The following is a 16,273-nucleotide window of genomic DNA, read 5'->3' as shown; positions in this document are numbered from 1 at the left end:
GGTTGGGGTCGGAGGGGGTGTTCGTCGGGCAGGACCTGTACTCGGGCGGGAGCTTCGTCTACGACCCGTGGGTGTTGTACGCGCGCGGCGTGTTGACCGCGCCGAACGTCGTGATTGCCGGGATCGTCGGTAGCGGCAAGTCATCGCTGGCGAAGTCTCTCTACACGCGGTCCATCGCGTTCGGCCGGAGGGTCTACGTGCCCTGCGACCCGAAGGGCGAGCACACCGCGGTGGCGCAGCTGGTCGGCGGTCGCGCGATCGTGCTCGGGCACGGCTTGTCGGCCAGGTTGAACCCGCTCGACGAGGGCTACCGACCGCGTGGTGTCGCGGACGTCGACTGGACTGCGCAGGTCAAGGCGCGGCGCCGTGACCTGGTCGGGGCGCTTGCTGAGACGGTGCTCGCGCGGCCGCTGACTCCGGTCGAGCACACCGCCATCGACGCGGCTCTCGCCGCCGCGGTCGACGCGTCGGAGGTGCCGGTGCTGCCGATGGTGGTGGATCGGATCCTGACCCCGGACCGGAGCGGCGACGCGCGCCTCGCCGATGACGGGCGGCACGTCGGCCACGCCCTGCGACGTCTGGTCGCCGGCGATCTGGCCGGGCTCTTCGACGGCCCGTCGACCATCGCGTTCGACCCGTCGCTGCCGATGATGAGCCTGGATCTGTCGCGGGTGGCGGAGAACGCCGCCCTCGTCTCAGTACTCATGACGTGCGCCTCGGCATGGATGGAAGCCGCGCTTCTCGATCCCGCCGGCGGGCAGAGATGGGTGATCTACGACGAGGCGTGGCGGCTGATGGCCCACCCGGCACTGCTGCGGCGGATGGACGCGCATTGGCGGCTGGCCCGCCACTACGGCATCGCCAACGCGCTGATCTTCCACAAGCTGTCCGACCTCGACACCGTCGGCGACGCCGGCAGTGCGGCGCGGGCCCTCGCATCGTCGCTGCTGGCCAACGCGGAGTCGAGGGTCATCTACCGGCAGGAGACGGATCAGCTCGGCGCCACCGCGCTCGCTCTTGGCCTGACCCGCACGGAACAGCAGCTCCTTCCCACACTTGGGACCGGTCAAGGGCTCTGGCGTATCGCCGACCGGTCCTTTGTCGTTCAGCATCAGCTTCATCCCGCCGAGTTCGAGGCCTTCGACACGCGGGCTCGGATGGGGATCAACGTCTAGGAGTTCGCCGGATGTTTGACGTCTCCTTGGACTCGATGTTGCTCGGCGCTCGAGCCGCTGGTGGATGCCGTTTGTCGCTCGAACACGTCGCTGTTCGCCTGGGAAGTTATCGCCAGGACTGACTTCCACGATGTCGAGCTTCGAATGACCTCTGGGCGGGCCGTGTGGCGCACCTGCAGGGCATGAGAATGGTGGTCCGAACCCCTGACGAGCTGATTGCAGCTCTCCCCCATCTGCTCGGGTTCAAGCCCGACGAATCGATCGTGTTCGTACCGATGCGCTCGGACATTCCCGTCGCTCGTGTCGATCTTCCGACTACGCCGATAGATCGCGAGTTGGTCTGGCGGTACCTCCGCGACGCGTTCAGCCGCTACGGCGGGACCCGCGCGAGCGTCGGCATTGTCTGCGTTACCGACGATCGCACGTACGCGGACGTGGTCGGCCGAGAGTTCGCCGACCGCCTCGACAGCATCGGCATCGGCACCCAGATGCGGCTCTGGGCGAACGACTCCCACTGGAGCGACCTCGACAGTGGCGAGTCCGGCCTTCAGACCGAATCGGCCCGGGAACGCATCGCCGCGATGACAGTTCTAGCCGGCCAAGCCCAACCGGCGGCCAGTCGCGGGTCGCTCGCGACCTCACTGGTCGGAGATCGAGAGCCGGTGGCGAAGCTTCTGCCCCAAGCTCGGGAAGCGGCCCGACTGAGTACGCCACGGGCGGAGAGCAGGTGGGCCCTCGGTCGGCTCAACCAGTTCCACGCCAACGGCCACCTGCTAAGCGACGGAGACGCGGCCCGGCTGCTCGTCGCGATCGTCTCCATCCCGATCCGAGACCGGTTGTTGGACGACATGAACCGGAGCGCCACCGGCTCCCACGTCGCGCTGTGGACCGACATGACCAAGAGGGCTCCCGATGAAGTGCGAGCAGCTCCGGCCTCGATGCTGGCCTTCGCAAGCTGGCAGAACGGGAACGGGGCCATGGCGTGGTGCGCCTTAGACCAAGTACCCCAGGACAAGCCCTACTCGCTCGCGGGTGTCGTGGCCACAGCCGTCCAGACAGGCATGCACCCACGGGAGTGGGAGGCCATAAGGTCCCAGCACCCAGATCGCGGACCGGATCTCGGGTCAGACTTCCCCACACAGCAAGGGCGCGCGCAGCCCAGTCCCGATCGACCCGAACACGGAATGTGAGGAGCGCCAAGCGGAGAACGTCTACCACCGCCGTCAGCCTCCCAGCCGCCTGGAGGGTCGACTGGCGCGATTCGCGAAGGCTCACACGCAGGAAGGCAGACCCACCTTCCCCGTCGACTTCGTGTTCAACGCGGACGTGGAGCTCACCTGGGCGCGCTTCTGAACCAGTGCGGTTCATGGGTGCCGGTGAGTGCCTCTGAGCGTGACGAGCGCGGGCGAACCCGCGTCAATGGCGATTGACCTGGACGGCATCGCGCCATGAGCCCCGGTCAGGTGGAGCCCGGTGGCCATCCCGCCGGCGGTATCGGCCTCTAGCCCGGTCAGCGCACGGTCCGATCCGCTCCCCGGCAGGTGCTCCCGGGCCGATGGGCGACGCGGACCACCTAGCGGGGGTGAAGCAGCCCAAGAAACCCAGCCGCGACGTCGACGACCGCGCCCTACAGCCGGTGCTTCCTCATGTGGTGGTCTCCGTCATCGACGACGAGGCCGGCACGCTGGACGTCGCCGTCGACGGCCGACTCGTGCCTCCGCCGAGCCAGCAGGCATGGCGGCGCGACGACCTGGCCACGATCCTCGACGGCCTCATCAGCGAGCGGAACCAGCCCCTACGGGTGGAGATCCGCGAGAGCGACGGATCGACGTTCACCGACATCCTCACCCCAGCCCGACGGCCAGCCATCTCGAGAGACGCGTCGTCGCCGAACCAGGAAGCGCGCGAGTTCCGGGGCGTGGTCACCGGGTCCGGGTTCATCCCGGGAGAACAGGTCACCGTCGCCGTCGCAGTGCTGACCACGAGCGCCGGTCCCACCGGGACCGTCCGCGCTTGGCTCAGCCTCGCCCACACCACCCAGCCGACCGGTGAGGTCGTCCTGATCGGACGGATCTCCGGCACCGTCACCGCCGCCATCCGCGGTGAGACCGGTGACGCCGCCGCGCGGTGACCGCGCCGGCACCGACACGCTGACCAACCTCGCGCTGGCCGTCCTGGCCGGGCTCGGGGTCATCGTGCTGGTGCTGCGCGCGACCGGCAGTCTCGCCGCTGTCCTCACCGGTGCCCCGCAACCCACCGCCGGGGCTGGCGACGTCGTCCGGGTGCTCACCGACCCTGCCGACCCGGGTCGTGCGTTGGGCGCGCCCGGACTCAACCCCGTCGTCTACTGGACTCTGGCCGGCGTCCTCTTGGCGGGGCTGGTGCTGGCGGCCTGGTGGCTGCGCCGCTGGATCACCAGCCAGAACCGGCATGCCCGGACCGATCCGCGGCGCCTGGCCGGGACCGCGACCCAGGCCGAGATCGCCCGGCACGCCTCGGCCCGGGCCCTGACGCGACGCGGCGCCACGCTGCGGCCGTCACTTCCCCGGCCGACGCCGACCGATCTCGGCTACCAGCTAGGCCACGCACGCGGCCAGCAAGTGTGGGCCAGCGTCGAAGACTCTGTCCTGCTCATCGGGCCGCCACGCTCGGGCAAGGGCCTGCACGTGGTCATCAACGCCATCCTCGACGCGCCCGGCGCGGTCGTGACAACCTCCACCCGGCCGGACAATCTCACCGTCACCCTGCGCGCTCGGCAACGCGCCGGTCCGGTCGCCGTCTTCGACCCACAACAGCTCGCGCCCGGACTCCCGGCCGGGCTGCGGTGGTCCCCCGTACGCGGCTGCGACGACCCGCTCACCGCGATGATCCGCGCCACCGGCCTAGCCGCCGCGACCGGCCTCGGCGGCGGCGGAGTCGACAACGGCGGGTTCTGGGAAGCCAAGACCCGCACCGCGCTCCAGGCGCTCCTACATGCCGCGGCCCTCGACCAACGGACCCCGGCCGACCTGTTCCGCTGGACCCTGGACCCCACCGCCGCCAGCGACGCCGTCGCCATCCTGCACGCGCACCCCGGTGCGGCCACCGGCTGGGCCGACTCCCTCGACGCCATGATCGAGGCCGATCCCAGAACGCGCGACTCCATTTGGCAAGGCGTCTCACTCGCTCTGTCCGCGCTGGCCGACCCCCGCGTCCTCGACTCCGTCACGCCGCGGGCCGGCGAGCACTTCGACCCCGCCACCTTCATGACGGAGCGGGGCACCGTCTACCTGCTGGCCACCGGCGCCGGTGCCGGCGCTTCGGCGGCCCTCGTCGCAGCCTTCGTCGAAGATCTCGTGGAGACAGCTCGCCGGCTCGCCGCCCGATCACCCGGCGCCAGGCTGGACCCACCGCTGCTGCTCGCCCTGGACGAGATCGGCAACCTCGCGCCGTTGCCGTCCCTACCGGTGCTCATGGCCGAAGGCGGCGGCAGCGGCATCACCACCCTGCCTGTCCTGCAATCCATGTCCCAGGCCCGAACCAAGTGGGGCGACAACGCAGCCGGCGCGATCTGGGACGCCGCCATCGTGAAGCTGGTCCTCGGCGGCGCGTCCAACTCGCGCGACCTTCAGGATCTCGCCGTACTGATCGGCGACCGCGACGAGTACACCGGCTCCACGACCATCGACCCGCACGGCGGCCGCTCCAACCAGCAGTCCATCCGCCGCATCCCGATCCTGCCGCCAGACCAACTGCGCACCCTGCCCTTCGGCACCGGCGTGACCATCCTCCGCGCCGCCCCGCCGATCATCACCGACCTGCGCCGTTGGACAGCCCGGCCTGACGGCGACCAGCTTGCCGCCGATCAGGCAGGGGTCGAAGCTGCGCTGCGTGACGGCGGGAGCAGTCGCCTACCTCCCAGGTGACGACGCCACCCCGCCTACGGGTGGCCCGAGCCGGGAGGTCCGCCATGGCGATCAAGGTCTCGCAGTCCATCAACTGTTTCGTTGCGAGCGATCCTCGCCTCACTTTCCACGACGGAAAGGCCCGCCTCTACGCCCGCATCGGCATCAACCACGCCGAGCCCAAGGAAGGCGGCGGCTGGAACGACCTCGAACCGACTTTCCACGATCTCGTGATGTTCGGGAAGTCCGCCGAGCGCTCCTACGAGATGCTCCGCAAGGGCGACAACGTCATCGCCCAGGGGTCGGTGCAGACCCGCCCGACCGTCGACGACGACGGGCAGGAAGAGGAGGTCGAGCAGTTCGTCGCCAAACGCATCGGCCACGACATCAACCTCACCACCTACGCCGTGCAGCGCAAGCGCTCGGCTGGCCAGGAGCCCGCCAGCCGCGAAGCACCTGCCGCAGGCCCCGCCACCCAACAGCTCCGCCAGCCGCCTCCCGCACCTCCGCCGCCTCCGCCGCATGCCGAGCCGATGGCCCGCTGAACTGCCGGAGGAGGCGCCGTGACCTACTACACCGACGACCCCGACGTCGAGCCCGACGACAGCGGGGAGGACCTGCCACAGGCCCGCGCCACGACCATCGACTGGCGCAGGCTCGGTGCGGACGAGGCCGAGCACGAGTGGCTGGCCCTCAACGCCTGGGTCGACTGGCTACGCAAGGAGTTCGGTTTGTCGGCCCAGGTGATCCCGCCGGCCTGGCACCGTCATCCCGAGCTGGTCTGGGAGCTATCCGCGCTGCACCAGCACTGGCTCAACGCCTACGACGCCGAGCAGCACGCCTCCGCACCCATCGGCTGGCTCGCCGACTTCCACGCTGCCCGCCATCGGCTCCGGGAGTGGGTGGCCGCCTCGGGCACCCGCCTCGACCGCGACCGCCCGACCCGCATGACCAGTTGGCCCGGCGAGGACTCGGCCGACCCGCCGGAAGACGTCCCCATCAGGCACCGGGATCGCGACTTCATCGCCTTCATCCTCGCCGACGTTCAACGCCGCCGGGAGGATGACGAGCCCTTCACGGGGACCGGCGAGTGACCGTATGAGCGACCATCACATGACCCCGCAGGCCGTCGCGGGCGTCCAGCTGTACACAGCGGACGAGGCCGCCGTTCTGCTGCGCTGCAAGCCCTCCTGGCTCAACGAACAGGCCCGCAAACGGCTGGTCCCGTTCACACTCGTCGGCGGCTCGTACCGGTTCAGCGTCGCGCATCTCACCCAGATCATCGCCGACCACGAGCACCTACCCGGCGACGCCATGAACCAGTCAGCTGGCCCGCGTGCCTCGCGGCCGGCGCCGGTCGATCCGCCGCCGCTGAGGGCTCGCCCGCCACGTTCACGACCTGACTCGGCGTGAACGGATCGACGTGGGCTACGCGGAGAAGCGCGACGGTTACTACGCCGGCCGCTACAGCGCCGGAGGCGGCAGCTGGCTCTCGGTCAAGAACGACGCCGGCGAGACCATCCGCTTCCGCACCAAGCGAGAGGCAGTCACCGCCGCCAATGAGGAAGAAGCCAAGCGCCGCCAAGGGCGACGCGTCCGTGACCGCGGCCCCATCACCTTCGGCGACTGGGCCAATACCTGGTACCAGGGTCTCGATCTCGCCCAGTCGACCATGCAGAACTACCGGCACCATCTCGAGGAACACCTGCTGCCCGCGTTCGAGAATGAGCTACTGACCGACATCACGACCGGCATGATCGGCGAGTGGGAACGCGCCGAGCGCGCCGCCGGTTATCTCCCATCATCCATAAGAACCTGGCGCACCACCCTGTCCACGATCCTCGGCGACGCCGCCGCGGAAGATCTCATCGATGCCAACCCGGCAGCCCGGTCCCGCCGACGTGGACGACGAACCGGGCGCCAACAGCGCCGCGGCCCCGAGAAGGCCACCACCAGTCCACTCGGCGCCCTGCTCATCGCCGAGCGCGCCGCCCTGCTCTCCGGACGCGACGACGAATTCGCCGCCATCCAGCTCATGTACTGGACCGGCCTCCGGTGGGGTGAACTCGTCGGCCTCGAAGCCACGTTCGCACGGCCAGGCTCGCTCCGGGTCGAATGGCAACTCTGGGAGGACGACACCGGCAGATTCCATCGCCTGCCGCCCAAGGACGACTCCTACCGGGACATCGACCTACCCGAGTGGCTGACCACACTCGTCAACGACCATCTCGCACACAACGCCGCGCAGCCATGTCCCTGCCACGGCAACCGCTATCTCTTCTCCGGCCAGCGCAGCATCCATCCTCGCCGGTCGTCGTTCAGCGACTGGATCTTCGACCCCGCCACCACCGGATGGTTCCCTCCCCGCGGCCGGCAGCTGCCCAGACGCCCGGTGTCCATCGCCGCTGAGCCGTGGCCCGGAGCCGTCCAGCGCGGGCGAGGCAACGCCGAACGCGCCACCGCGTGCTGGCTGCCGATCGCGCCGGACCTGACTCCGCACGGGCTGCGCCACAGCCACAAGACGCTGATGGTCGAGCACCGCGTACCTGAGATCCTGTCCCATGAGCGCCTCGGACATCAGCTCGAGGGAATTGGCGGTGTCTACTCCCACATCACCGCCAACATGCGCCACGATCTCCTGGAGCTTCTGACCTCCGAATGGCACGCTGCGCTGGCCGCACGTCACGCCATGCACCCGTCCTCGCCGGTGACTGCCCTTGACGACCTTCTTCAGAGCCAAGCCGGGCGCACTCCGACAAGCCGTACCGCCACACTCGGCGAGCGCCAGACCGACAGGCTCAAGTCACGCCGGCCAGCTCAGAGTCGCGGCATCCGGCACACGATGAGTCATCGGATGAATCCGCCGACCGAGCCAGGATCTGGTCCGGACTCACCGGGCCTGTGAGCAAGATCATCCCCTGAAATTCCCCTGGGCAATGATCAAATCGCTATTGAAAGGTGGTCGACATCCGTCTGACCTGGGTGGGCGATACTGGGATCGAACCAGTGACCTCTTCGGTGTGAACGAAGCGCTCTCCCGCTGAGCTAATCGCCCGGGCGCGACCAGAACCATACCGCACCCCAGGCCCCGAACAGAAACCACCGCCCGAGTTTCGCGTTGCACGATGTCCGGATTGGGCTGACACTATCGGCCATGAGCGCGTCGACCATCTCCTACCCTCTGGCCCTGCGCCTGCTCGACGAGAGTGACGGGGAGCGGTACATCCAGGCGGAGCTGCGCTACAGCGCGACCGACCCGCTGGCCGTCACGGCGGTGTTCGACACGACGGCGCGCGAGCCGGTGCCGTGGGTGTTCGCCCGCGATCTGCTCAGCGCCGGGCTGGACGAGGCGAGCGGCAAGGGCGACATCAACGTCTGGCCGGCGCTCGATCCGCACGGCACGCCGACGGTGCGGGTGCGGCTGCGCTCCCCCGACGGCGACGCGGTGCTGGAGGCGCCGGCGTCGGCGATCGAGGACTTCCTCATCCAGACGTGGGCGCTGGTGCCGACGGGGATCGAGGGGCGGCTGCTCAGCATCGACGCGGTGCTGGACTCGCTGCTGGACCGTACCTGACCTCTCCACGTGCCCCTCGTGTGTTGTGCCCTGCGCACCAGTGGATTACGGTCATCAGCACTTGAGACCCAAGAATTCGAGCCAAGGGCAGGCACGTGACCTTCAGCCACGACGTCGAGCACTCTCTCGAGGTTGTCGTCGACCTGGTGAACTCCGATCCCCTCGCGAGCGGCAGCGAGGGACTGCCCGACGTGGGCTCACTGAGATCGTTCATCGATCTGTACAAGATCAGCGATCTGCCCACCGTCACCGAGACCGATCTGCGCGCCGTTCGGGCGCTGCGGCCGCGGCTGCGCGAGGTCTTCGAGGCCGGGACGACGGCCGAGGCCGCGGCCCTGGTCAACGGGCTGCTCGACGGGGCCAGGGTCTGCCCGCGGCTGACCGACCACGACGGTTACGACTGGCACACGCACTACTTCGCCCCCGGCGCGGCGCCGGCCGAGCACCTGCTGATCGACGCGGGCATGGCGCTCACGTTCGTCGTGGTCGCGGGCGAGCAGGAGCGGCTGCAGGTGTGCTCGGCGCCCGACTGCGGCCGCGTCCTCGTCGACCTGTCGCGCAACCGCTCCAAGCGCTACTGCGACAGCCGCACCTGCGGCAACCGGCTGCACGTCGCGGCCTACCGCGAGCGCCAGCGCGCCGCCGCCGTCTGACCTGACGGGGTCCGGGCCCGACGGCGCCGGCTCACGGCTCCGGGTCGGCCGCCGCCCGCTCGGCGAACGTCGCCGCCGCTCGCGCCGTCACCGGGCCGGGCGCCGGCAGCTCACGCCGTCGCCCGTCGTCCCACACGACGGCCGAGACGGCCTGCACGTCGCGCGTCGTCGACGTGAGGAAGATCTCCTCCGCCGTGTCGAGGACGCCGAGGTCGAGGTCGGCCTCCGCCGCGTCGCACCATTCGATGACGAGGTCGCGGGTGACGCCGGCCAGGCAGCCGCTCGCGGTCGACGGCGTCAGCAGCCGGCCGCCGACCACGACGAACACGTTGCTGCCGGTCCCCTCGCACAGCCGGCCGCGGGTGTCGGCACACAGCGCCTCGCTGGCGCCGGCCGCGGCGGCCCGGTCCAGCGCGATGACGTTCTCGGCGTACGACGTGGTCTTCAGACCGGCCAGCGCGCCCCGCTCGTTGCGCGGCCACGGCGCCACCGCCACCGTCGTGACCGGCGGCTGCGGCGCGGCCGGCGCCACCGCGACGATCAGCGTCGGGCCGGCGTCGCCGCGTCCGGAGCCCATGGGTGCGATGCCGCCGGTGTACGTGACGCGCAGCCGGTACATGCCGTCGCCCGTGGCCTGAGCCGCGACCTGCTCGCACGCCTTGGCGACCTCGGCGACGTCGGGGGCCGGCAGGCCGAGCCCGGCGGCCGAGCGGCCCAGCCGGGCCAGGTGCCGGCCGAGCGCGAACGACACGCCGCCGACGACCTTGACCGTCTCGAACACCCCGTCGCCCACCGTGAGGCCGTGATCGAAGATGCTGACGGTCGCGTCGGACTCGTCCAGCAACTCACCGTTCACCCAAGTCAGCACGAGGCCAAGCCTACGAGGCGTTCGGCCTTCAGCTCGGTCTCGGCCCACTCGCGGTCCGGATCCGAGCCCCAGGTGATGCCGGCGCCGGTCCCGAACCGCAGCACGCCGTCGCGCGCCCAGAACGTGCGGATGCCGACGGCCAGCTCGCCCTCCCCCGTGTCGGCGTCGACCCAGCCGACGGCGCCGCAGTACGGCCCGCGCGGCACCGGCTCCAGGTCGGCGATCGCCGCCAGCGCCGTCGATTTCGGCGCACCGGACACCGAGCCCGGCGGGAACGTCGCGTCGAACAGCTCCGCCCACCCGGCGCCGGGCAGCAGCCGGCCGCTCACCGTCGACACGAGGTGGACGAGGCCGGGGTGCTTCTCGACGCTCAGCAGCTCGTCGACGGCGATGCTGCCGGTCACGCAGACGCGGGACAGGTCGTTGCGCACGAGGTCGACGATCATCACGTTCTCGGCGCCGTCCTTCGCGGTGAGATCGGCGGCGGTCCGTCCGGTCCCCTTGATCGGCGACGACGCGACGTGGTCGCCGCGGCGGCGCAGGAACAGCTCCGGCGACTCCGTCACCACCTGCAGCTCCGGCAGCAGGACGGCGCCCGCGAACGGCGCGTCGTGGCGGTCGCTCAGCCTGTTCGCCAGCGGCAGAAGATCACCGCCGGCGCCGTCCGGCAGCGCCGCGGACAGCACGCGGCACACGTTGACCTGGTACACCGTCCCGGCCGCGATCCGTTCCCGCACGTCACGGACGGCCTGGACGTAGGCGGCCCGGTCCAGCGACGACGTCCAGGCGGCCGCCGCGGGCCCGTTCCACGGCCGCCTGGCGGCCGGCAGCGGCGCGTCGACCCACCGATCGAACCGGGCGCAGACGACGTCGCCCTCGAACGTGACGACCACCGCCCACCGCCCCGATCCGTCGAGGACCCGCAGGTCGGACGACACCTCCACCAGGCCGGTGGCCAGCATCCCGCCGAGGTGCGCCAGCGGTTCAGGCGGCACGTCCACAACACGCGACGCTATCGCGTTTGGCGGCGGCGGCATCGATGGGCTAATGTTTCACCCGCACCGCGGTTCGGGAAACCGGCCCGATGCAGTGCGGACGTAGCGCAGTTGGTAGCGCATCACCTTGCCAAGGTGAGGGTCGCGGGTTCGAGTCCCGTCGTCCGCTCGGAGCGGGGCTCTGGCCCTCATCACGGTGGAGTGGCCGAGAGGCGAGGCAACGGCCTGCAAAGCCGTCTACACGGGTTCAAATCCCGTCTCCACCTCGCAAGTGAAGACCCGGGCGATTAGCTCAGCGGGAGAGCGCTTCCCTGACACGGAAGAGGTCACTGGTTCAATCCCAGTATCGCCCACCAGTTCGGAGGCCCTATCGATCATGTCGATAGGGCCTCACTCGTCACCGGCCCGGTGATCCAAATGCGCGAGCTGCCCGGGCATGATGTGCGGATGCAGCCAGAAGAAGATGACCCCGCGCTTCTGGTGGGAGCGCACGTGGTCGAAGCGGGCCGCCGTCAGGCCTGGCCGTTTCTCAACCTCTACAACCCAGACACCGAGCGCGAGGTCAGGTTGTACATCGACACGACCTTCTCGGTGCACCCAGGGTGGTCAGCGCTCCAACAGGACGACGATCCGGTCCTCAACGCACTGGACTCCTTGAACGGGCTGATGGTCACAGCCGTCGAGAGAACGGACCACGCCCTCCGGCTGGTGCTCGGCAATGAATACCTCCAGATCGACGGCGACGACAACCGGCTCACCACCCACTCGCCGTGGTGGATCGGCGTGCCGTAGCCGCAGGCCCCACCTACGCGGCGGGGCTTTCGCCGGCCCGAGGGCGGCCGATCAGATCCGCCGGTCGACGACGATCCAGTTCGTCTCCCAGGTCGCCCCGCCATCCTCCGAGAACGCCTGCTCGAACCGGGCCTTGTCCGGTCCCTGCCGGACGATGCGGAAGCGCACCTTGATCGGGCGCCCGTCCAGCTGGTCGTCGCCGTAGAACTCGCCCACGCCGTCGCTGAACCCGCCGTACACGGCCGGCGCCAGCAGCCCGTCACGCATGTTGACGAACGTCAGGCTCCAGCGATCGGCCTGGGGTTCGTAGAGCCGCAGGTTGAGGGCCTCGATCCGGCCGGTCGGACCCTTGACGTCGAACTCGACGACGTTGGCGCGGCGGTCCATGAGCGGACGCACCACGGTCGTCCCGGTGAACTCGAGCCACTCGTCCGGAGCCTCCGAGAGCGGGTTCGCGAGCACCCGCACCTGCGAGCGCCAGGTGCCGATCTCCCAGTCGAAGTCGTGTTGCCCGTCCGCGGCGACGGACTGCGCCGTTGACGGCAGCGGCGCCGCCTCGCCCGTCACCGCGCTCGCGGTCAGGGCGAGCAGCGACATGCACACGACCAGGATCCGCTTCTGTGGCATGGTGACCTTCGCATGAGTGTTCATGACCCGAATATCGGAGCGGAGCATCCCATGGACAAGAAGGCACCTTCAGGTAACCCCTCGCTGTCGCGCCCGAACCCCATTCCCGGCTGCCCGATGGCCGCGGCCTTCGCCGCCATCGGCGGGAAGTGGAAGCTGACGTTGTTGTACTGGCTGGCCCATGGCGAGTGCCACTTCGCCGGCCTGCGGCGCCGGGGCGCGCCGATCACCCCGAAGGTGCTGGCCGAGCAGCTGCGCGAGCTCGAGGCCGACGGGCTCGTCGAGCGGGTCGAGACGGGGCCCGTCCCGGCGCCGGTCGTCTACCGGCTGACCCCCTACGGCACGACGGTGCTCCCCGTCGTCGAGAGCGTCCGGGCCTGGGGCGAGGCGCACCTGGAGCACACGCACGGCCAGACGATTCCCGGTGACGCCATGAGCTGCGCCGTCGCGATCGCCTAGCCCCGGGCCACCGGCGCGCTACCGCCGCACCGCGTAGCGCAGGTGCAGGACGCCGGGATCCTCCAGCGCGCGCACGAGCTCGAGCTCCGTGTGGTCGGACGGGAGCCCGTCGAACAGCCGCCGGCCCTGGCCGAGCAGGACCGGACGGAGCTGGATGTCGATCAGGTCCAGCACGCCGGCCTTCAGCGCCTCCTGGCCGGTGTAGGCGCCGTGCATCATCACGTCGCGGTCCCCCGCCGCCTCCTTGGCCTGCTCGACGCAGGCGGCGATGCCGTCGGTGACGTAGTGCACCCGCTCGTACGGGTTCTCCGCCGGCGGCTCGTGCGTCGGCACGAAGATCGGCACGCCGTCGTGGTGATCGCCACCCCAGTAGCCGGCGAAGTCGGCCGTCCGCCGCCCGGCGATCACGGCGCCGCTCGCCATGCTCTCGTCGAACACGAGCTGGCTGTTGGGATGCCTGGGGCGGAACGCGTTGGGCCCTTCCGCGCCTGGCTCGGCGCCGCCGCCGAGCCAGTTCATCAGCCGCATCCCGTTGGTGCCCGCGGGGTTCTCGGCGTTGTCGTCGGGCCCGGTGATGAACCCGTCGAGCGACATCGCCATGGTCAGGAATACCTCAGACATCCGGTTCCTCTCTCGGTCATCGGGTCGTTCCAGTGCTGACCGGGCCGGCCGGGCGAACTCATCGGTAGGCTCCGGCCGCATGCCGAGTCTCCGGGTACCTCGCCCTGCTCGACCGCTACGCCGTGGCCTGGGTCGAGCTGACCACCGCCAGCCCCGGGCGCATCGTGTACGAGGACGCCGTCCAGGTGGTGGCCGTGCCGTACACCTACCCCGACGACTGGGTCCTTCGGGAGCCGGTCAGGCCGGACCGCCGCGTTCCAGGCCGGCGATCTGCCAGGTGAACCCGCGGTGCGTGTACGCCGGCCGCAGCCCACGCTCCCGCAGCACGCCGAGCATGGCTTCCGGCGGATGGACGAACGCGCGGTACCGCTCCCGCCGCAACCGCATGACCAGGTTCGTCACCCCGACGAAGACCCGTCCGCCCAGGTTGCGCGGCGGGTGGCTGAACACCACGAGCCGGTTCGCGTGGTCGGCGACGGCAGCCAGTAGCCGCTCGTAGTCCGGGTAGCAGCACACGACGCGGTGCAGCACGACGACGTCGGCGGCCGGTGCGCCCGCGGGGTCGGCGGCGATGTCGTGGAGGCGATACTGGGCACGCCCGGTCAGCCCAGCCTCCGCCAGGAGCCGCGCGGCCTCGTCGCGGTACGACGGCGACAGCTCCAGCCCGACGGCAGAGGCGGCGCCGAGGCGCAGCAGCTCGACCTGGATCTCGCCGACCCCGCCGCCGATCTCCAGCACGGTCGCGCCCTCGATGCCGCGCTCGCGCAGGAACGCGACCATCCGCGTCGCCGTCCGGTCCAGGCCGCGCTTGCGGTAGCGCCGCGCGACGTGGCGGGCGAACCCGGAGGTGAACATGCGGTCGCAGCCGCGCGGATCACAGCAGCCACCCATGACATCACTTCATAGCGCGACGACGCGCCGCGAGTCGATCCCTGTGCCGTACTCGGGGTCGCTCCCCCGCACGTGCACCGCGTGCTCCGTCACCCGCGCCCGCCACAGCCGGAGCCGCTCGGGCGGGTACAGCCACTCGACCGGGAACGGCTCCGGCCGCTCCGGGAACCGCGCCCGGCAGGCCACCGGGGCGCACGCCGCCAGTTCGTCGTCCGGGACCTGGCCGGCGGTGGCCTTCAGGTAGACGGCGCGGACGTCGCCGCCGATCGGCACGGTGGAATCGAAGATCACCATGCTCACCTCGGGCTGACGCACGATGTTCTGGGAGTGCTGCGCGCCGGGCGCCGACATCCAGTAGACGACGTCGTAGCCGTCGGGCGCGTAGTAGACCGGCGAGACCCGGGCGCGGCCGTCGGGGTCGACGGTGCCCAGGCTGAGGTAGCGGGTGGTGTCGATGACGTGGCGAGCGTTGTCTTCGAGCGTCATGGCGTCCTCGTCCGTCGATGCGTGCCCGCGCCGACATCCTGCCGGGTCACCGAGCCGTCGACAACCGCCGCTGCGGAATGGCGGTGTCGAGCTGTTCGGGGTCCGGCTGCTGCTGGCGCCCGTCGCCGCCGCGTCGGGTGCGGCGTCCTGGCCGCCCGGGCGGTGACGGGCCCGCGGTCCTGACGGCGTCAGCGCCGGTGCCGCCTGGCCTCCAGGTCGGCGACGACGGCGCGCCGGTCGCCGGGCGTGCGGTGGGCCGCGTTCCGGGCCGCCTCGCGACGCAGGTTGCGCCAGCGCGCCAGCCGGTCCTCGTCGAGGTCCCCGTCCTCGACGGCGGGACGGACGGCGCAGCCGGGCTCGGCCTCGTGGGTGCAGTCGCGGAACCGGCACCGCGCGGCGAGCGCCTCGACGTCGGGGAAAGCGCCGGCCACGGCGTCGTCGTCGGCGACCAGGCCGACGGCGCGCAGGCCCGGCGTGTCGATGAGCACGCCGCGACCGGGCAGGACGACCAGCTCACGGTGCGTCGTCGTGTGCCGGCCGCGCCCGTCGCGGGCCCGCACGGACCCCGTCGGCATCACGTCGACGCCCAGCAGCGCGTTCGTCAGCGTCGACTTGCCGGCGCCGGACGGCCCGACCAGCGCGAGCGTCCGGCCGTTGCGCAGCAGCGCGCCGAGCTCGTCGACCCCTGTCCCCGACACGGCGCTGACCAGCAGGATCTCCACCCCGGGCGCGACCGCCGCGACCTCGGCGCGCATGCCGTCCGGATCCGGGACCAGGTCGGGCTTGGTGAGGACGACGACCGGCTGGGCGCCGCTCCCCCACGCCAGCACCAGCAGCCGCTCGATCCGGCCGAGGTCGGGGTCGGGATCGAGGTGCTCGACGATCGCGACGACGTCGACGTTCGCCGCGACCACCTGGCCCTGCGACGTCCGGTCGGCGCTGTCGCGCACGATCGCGGTCCGCCGTGGCAGCACGGCCTCAAGGGTGACGCGGTCGTCCGGCCAGTCCCGGACCGCGGCCCAGTCGCCGACGGCGGGCAGCGCCATCCGGTCGGCGGCGCCGGCCCGCAGCATGTCGCCGCCGTAGCTGGCGCGCACGGCGCCCATGCCGCCGGCGAGGTCGGCGGCGCCGCGGTCGATCCGGCAGACGCGGGCCAGCCGGTGCGCACCGCGGTACGGGTGGAAGGCGCGGCCCAGCTCGGGCGTCCAGCCGAGGTCGAGCAGGCGTTGGTGCTGGGTAGCAGACATG

19 protein-coding genes and 4 tRNA genes are annotated in these 16,273 nt (G+C 70.9%); 15 read left to right on the top strand and 8 right to left on the bottom strand.

The annotated features are described in order from the left end of the window. The 8 genes from C1I92_RS26475 to C1I92_RS26440 form a co-directional block, all read left to right on the top strand. Nucleotides 1-1,175: putative type IV secretion/conjugal transfer ATPase (locus tag C1I92_RS26475; RefSeq protein ID WP_111257628.1), on the top strand; the 1,175-nt coding region annotated here is incomplete at its 5' end. 164 nt (nt 1,176-1,339) lie between these two features. Further along, nucleotides 1,340-2,365 (top strand): DUF4192 domain-containing protein, encoded by a 1,026-nt coding sequence (locus tag C1I92_RS26470; RefSeq protein WP_199521615.1) that lies wholly within the window; start codon nt 1,340-1,342, stop codon nt 2,363-2,365. A gap of 365 nt (nt 2,366-2,730) precedes the next feature. Further along, entirely contained in the window at nt 2,731-3,306 is a 576-nt protein-coding gene (locus tag C1I92_RS26465; protein WP_146605296.1) for a hypothetical protein, read from the top strand. Next, nucleotides 3,287-5,080: a type IV secretory system conjugative DNA transfer family protein gene (locus C1I92_RS26460; RefSeq protein WP_111257626.1), complete on the top strand. Its 1,794-nt coding sequence runs from the start codon at nt 3,287-3,289 to the stop codon at nt 5,078-5,080. Before C1I92_RS26465 ends, C1I92_RS26460 begins: the two co-directional genes overlap by 20 nt. Before the next feature lie 44 nt (nt 5,081-5,124). Beyond that, a complete protein-coding gene (locus C1I92_RS26455) occupies nt 5,125-5,604 on the top strand; it encodes a single-stranded DNA-binding protein (protein WP_146605295.1) in 480 nt (159 codons plus the stop codon). Nucleotides 5,605-5,622: 18 nt separating this feature from the next. Beyond that, complete coding sequence (locus C1I92_RS26450; protein ID WP_111257624.1) at nt 5,623-6,153, top strand: hypothetical protein; 531 nt, start codon at nt 5,623-5,625, stop codon at nt 6,151-6,153. Nucleotides 6,154-6,157: 4 nt separating this feature from the next. Further along, entirely contained in the window at nt 6,158-6,472 is a 315-nt protein-coding gene (locus C1I92_RS26445) for a helix-turn-helix domain-containing protein (protein ID WP_111257623.1), read from the top strand. 10 nt (nt 6,473-6,482) lie between these two features. Then, a complete protein-coding gene (locus C1I92_RS26440; RefSeq protein WP_111257622.1) occupies nt 6,483-7,964 on the top strand; it encodes a tyrosine-type recombinase/integrase in 1,482 nt (493 codons plus the stop codon). Between the two features lie 78 nt (nt 7,965-8,042). On the opposite strand, the gene C1I92_RS26435 is transcribed toward C1I92_RS26440, so the two are convergent. Further along, nucleotides 8,043-8,114 (bottom strand) — tRNA-Val (locus C1I92_RS26435). 99 nt (nt 8,115-8,213) lie between these two features. On the opposite strand from C1I92_RS26435, the gene C1I92_RS26430 reads away from it, so the two are divergent. Continuing rightward, nucleotides 8,214-8,633 carry an SsgA family sporulation/cell division regulator gene (locus C1I92_RS26430; protein WP_111257621.1) on the top strand — a complete coding sequence of 140 codons (420 nt, stop codon included), beginning with the start codon at nt 8,214-8,216 and terminating at the stop codon, nt 8,631-8,633. A gap of 95 nt (nt 8,634-8,728) precedes the next feature. Next, nucleotides 8,729-9,286: a CGNR zinc finger domain-containing protein gene (locus tag C1I92_RS26425; RefSeq protein WP_111257620.1), complete on the top strand. Its 558-nt coding sequence runs from the start codon at nt 8,729-8,731 to the stop codon at nt 9,284-9,286. 31 nt (nt 9,287-9,317) lie between these two features. On the opposite strand, the gene C1I92_RS26420 is transcribed toward C1I92_RS26425, so the two are convergent. Continuing rightward, the gene (locus C1I92_RS26420; protein ID WP_111257619.1) at nt 9,318-10,154 is read right to left on the bottom strand and encodes an aminotransferase class IV; all 837 of its coding nucleotides are present in this window, start codon (nt 10,152-10,154) and stop codon (nt 9,318-9,320) included. Beyond that, complete coding sequence (locus tag C1I92_RS26415) at nt 10,148-11,191, bottom strand: chorismate-binding protein (RefSeq protein ID WP_111257618.1); 1,044 nt, start codon at nt 11,189-11,191, stop codon at nt 10,148-10,150. Before C1I92_RS26415 ends, C1I92_RS26420 begins: the two co-directional genes overlap by 7 nt. Nucleotides 11,192-11,245: 54 nt before the next feature. On the opposite strand from C1I92_RS26415, the gene C1I92_RS26410 reads away from it, so the two are divergent. From C1I92_RS26410 to C1I92_RS26395, 4 genes are all read left to right on the top strand, one after another. Next, nucleotides 11,246-11,318: transfer RNA gene (locus C1I92_RS26410), tRNA-Gly, on the top strand. A 26-nt stretch (nt 11,319-11,344) separates the two neighbouring features. Further along, nucleotides 11,345-11,415: transfer RNA gene (locus C1I92_RS26405), tRNA-Cys, on the top strand. 15 nt (nt 11,416-11,430) lie between these two features. Continuing rightward, nucleotides 11,431-11,505: transfer RNA gene (locus C1I92_RS26400), tRNA-Val, on the top strand. A gap of 61 nt (nt 11,506-11,566) precedes the next feature. Then, nucleotides 11,567-11,941, top strand: coding sequence for a hypothetical protein (locus C1I92_RS26395; protein ID WP_146605294.1), 375 nt, complete (start codon nt 11,567-11,569; stop codon nt 11,939-11,941). Between the two features lie 51 nt (nt 11,942-11,992). Here C1I92_RS26395 and C1I92_RS26390 read toward each other — a convergent pair whose 3' ends face one another. Next, complete coding sequence (locus tag C1I92_RS26390) at nt 11,993-12,592, bottom strand: hypothetical protein (protein WP_199521612.1); 600 nt, start codon at nt 12,590-12,592, stop codon at nt 11,993-11,995. A 93-nt stretch (nt 12,593-12,685) separates the two neighbouring features. Here C1I92_RS26390 and C1I92_RS26385 point away from each other — a divergent pair, with 93 nt between their 5' ends. Then, entirely contained in the window at nt 12,686-13,027 is a 342-nt protein-coding gene (locus C1I92_RS26385; RefSeq protein WP_111257616.1) for a winged helix-turn-helix transcriptional regulator, read from the top strand. A gap of 18 nt (nt 13,028-13,045) precedes the next feature. Here the strand turns inward: C1I92_RS26385 and C1I92_RS26380 are convergent, their stop codons facing one another. From C1I92_RS26380 to rsgA, 4 genes are all read right to left on the bottom strand, one after another. Continuing rightward, nucleotides 13,046-13,648 carry a dihydrofolate reductase family protein gene (locus C1I92_RS26380; protein WP_111257615.1) on the bottom strand — a complete coding sequence of 201 codons (603 nt, stop codon included), beginning with the start codon at nt 13,646-13,648 and terminating at the stop codon, nt 13,046-13,048. A 237-nt stretch (nt 13,649-13,885) separates the two neighbouring features. Then, nucleotides 13,886-14,503 (bottom strand): class I SAM-dependent methyltransferase, encoded by a 618-nt coding sequence (locus tag C1I92_RS26370; RefSeq protein WP_233507286.1) that lies wholly within the window; start codon nt 14,501-14,503, stop codon nt 13,886-13,888. A 45-nt stretch (nt 14,504-14,548) separates the two neighbouring features. Then, a complete protein-coding gene (locus C1I92_RS26365; RefSeq protein ID WP_111257613.1) occupies nt 14,549-15,025 on the bottom strand; it encodes a pyridoxamine 5'-phosphate oxidase family protein in 477 nt (158 codons plus the stop codon). A 188-nt stretch (nt 15,026-15,213) separates the two neighbouring features. Further along, nucleotides 15,214-16,272, bottom strand: coding sequence for a ribosome small subunit-dependent GTPase A (gene rsgA / locus C1I92_RS26360; RefSeq protein WP_199521610.1), 1,059 nt, complete (start codon nt 16,270-16,272; stop codon nt 15,214-15,216). Nucleotide 16,273: the final 1 nt, after the last annotated feature.

It is taken from the genome of Jiangella anatolica (assembly GCF_003236295.1).
Lineage (GTDB): Bacteria > Actinomycetota > Actinomycetes > Jiangellales > Jiangellaceae > Jiangella > Jiangella anatolica.
The sequence above is the reverse complement of the archived record's forward strand: the minus strand, read 5'-3'. Positions and strand labels throughout refer to the sequence as shown.

Coding starts and splice junctions, on each gene's coding strand:
- C1I92_RS26465 (WP_146605296.1), top strand. CDS start 2,731: ATGGGCGACGCGGACCACCTAGCGGGGGTGAAGCAGCCCAAGAAACCC.
- C1I92_RS26445 (WP_111257623.1), top strand. CDS start 6,158: ATGAGCGACCATCACATGACCCCGCAGGCCGTCGCGGGCGTCCAGCTG.
- C1I92_RS26370 (WP_233507286.1), bottom strand. CDS start 14,503: ATGTTCACCTCCGGGTTCGCCCGCCACGTCGCGCGGCGCTACCGCAAG.
- C1I92_RS26390 (WP_199521612.1), bottom strand. CDS start 12,592: ATGAACACTCATGCGAAGGTCACCATGCCACAGAAGCGGATCCTGGTC.
- C1I92_RS26430 (WP_111257621.1), top strand. CDS start 8,214: ATGAGCGCGTCGACCATCTCCTACCCTCTGGCCCTGCGCCTGCTCGAC.
- C1I92_RS26365 (WP_111257613.1), bottom strand. CDS start 15,025: ATGACGCTCGAAGACAACGCTCGCCACGTCATCGACACCACCCGCTAC.
- C1I92_RS26415 (WP_111257618.1), bottom strand. CDS start 11,191: ATGCCGCCGCCGCCAAACGCGATAGCGTCGCGTGTTGTGGACGTGCCG.
- C1I92_RS26385 (WP_111257616.1), top strand. CDS start 12,686: ATGGCCGCGGCCTTCGCCGCCATCGGCGGGAAGTGGAAGCTGACGTTG.
- C1I92_RS26380 (WP_111257615.1), bottom strand. CDS start 13,648: ATGTCTGAGGTATTCCTGACCATGGCGATGTCGCTCGACGGGTTCATC.
- C1I92_RS26395 (WP_146605294.1), top strand. CDS start 11,567: ATGCGCGAGCTGCCCGGGCATGATGTGCGGATGCAGCCAGAAGAAGAT.
- rsgA (WP_199521610.1), bottom strand. CDS start 16,272: ATGTCTGCTACCCAGCACCAACGCCTGCTCGACCTCGGCTGGACGCCC.
- C1I92_RS26455 (WP_146605295.1), top strand. CDS start 5,125: ATGGCGATCAAGGTCTCGCAGTCCATCAACTGTTTCGTTGCGAGCGAT.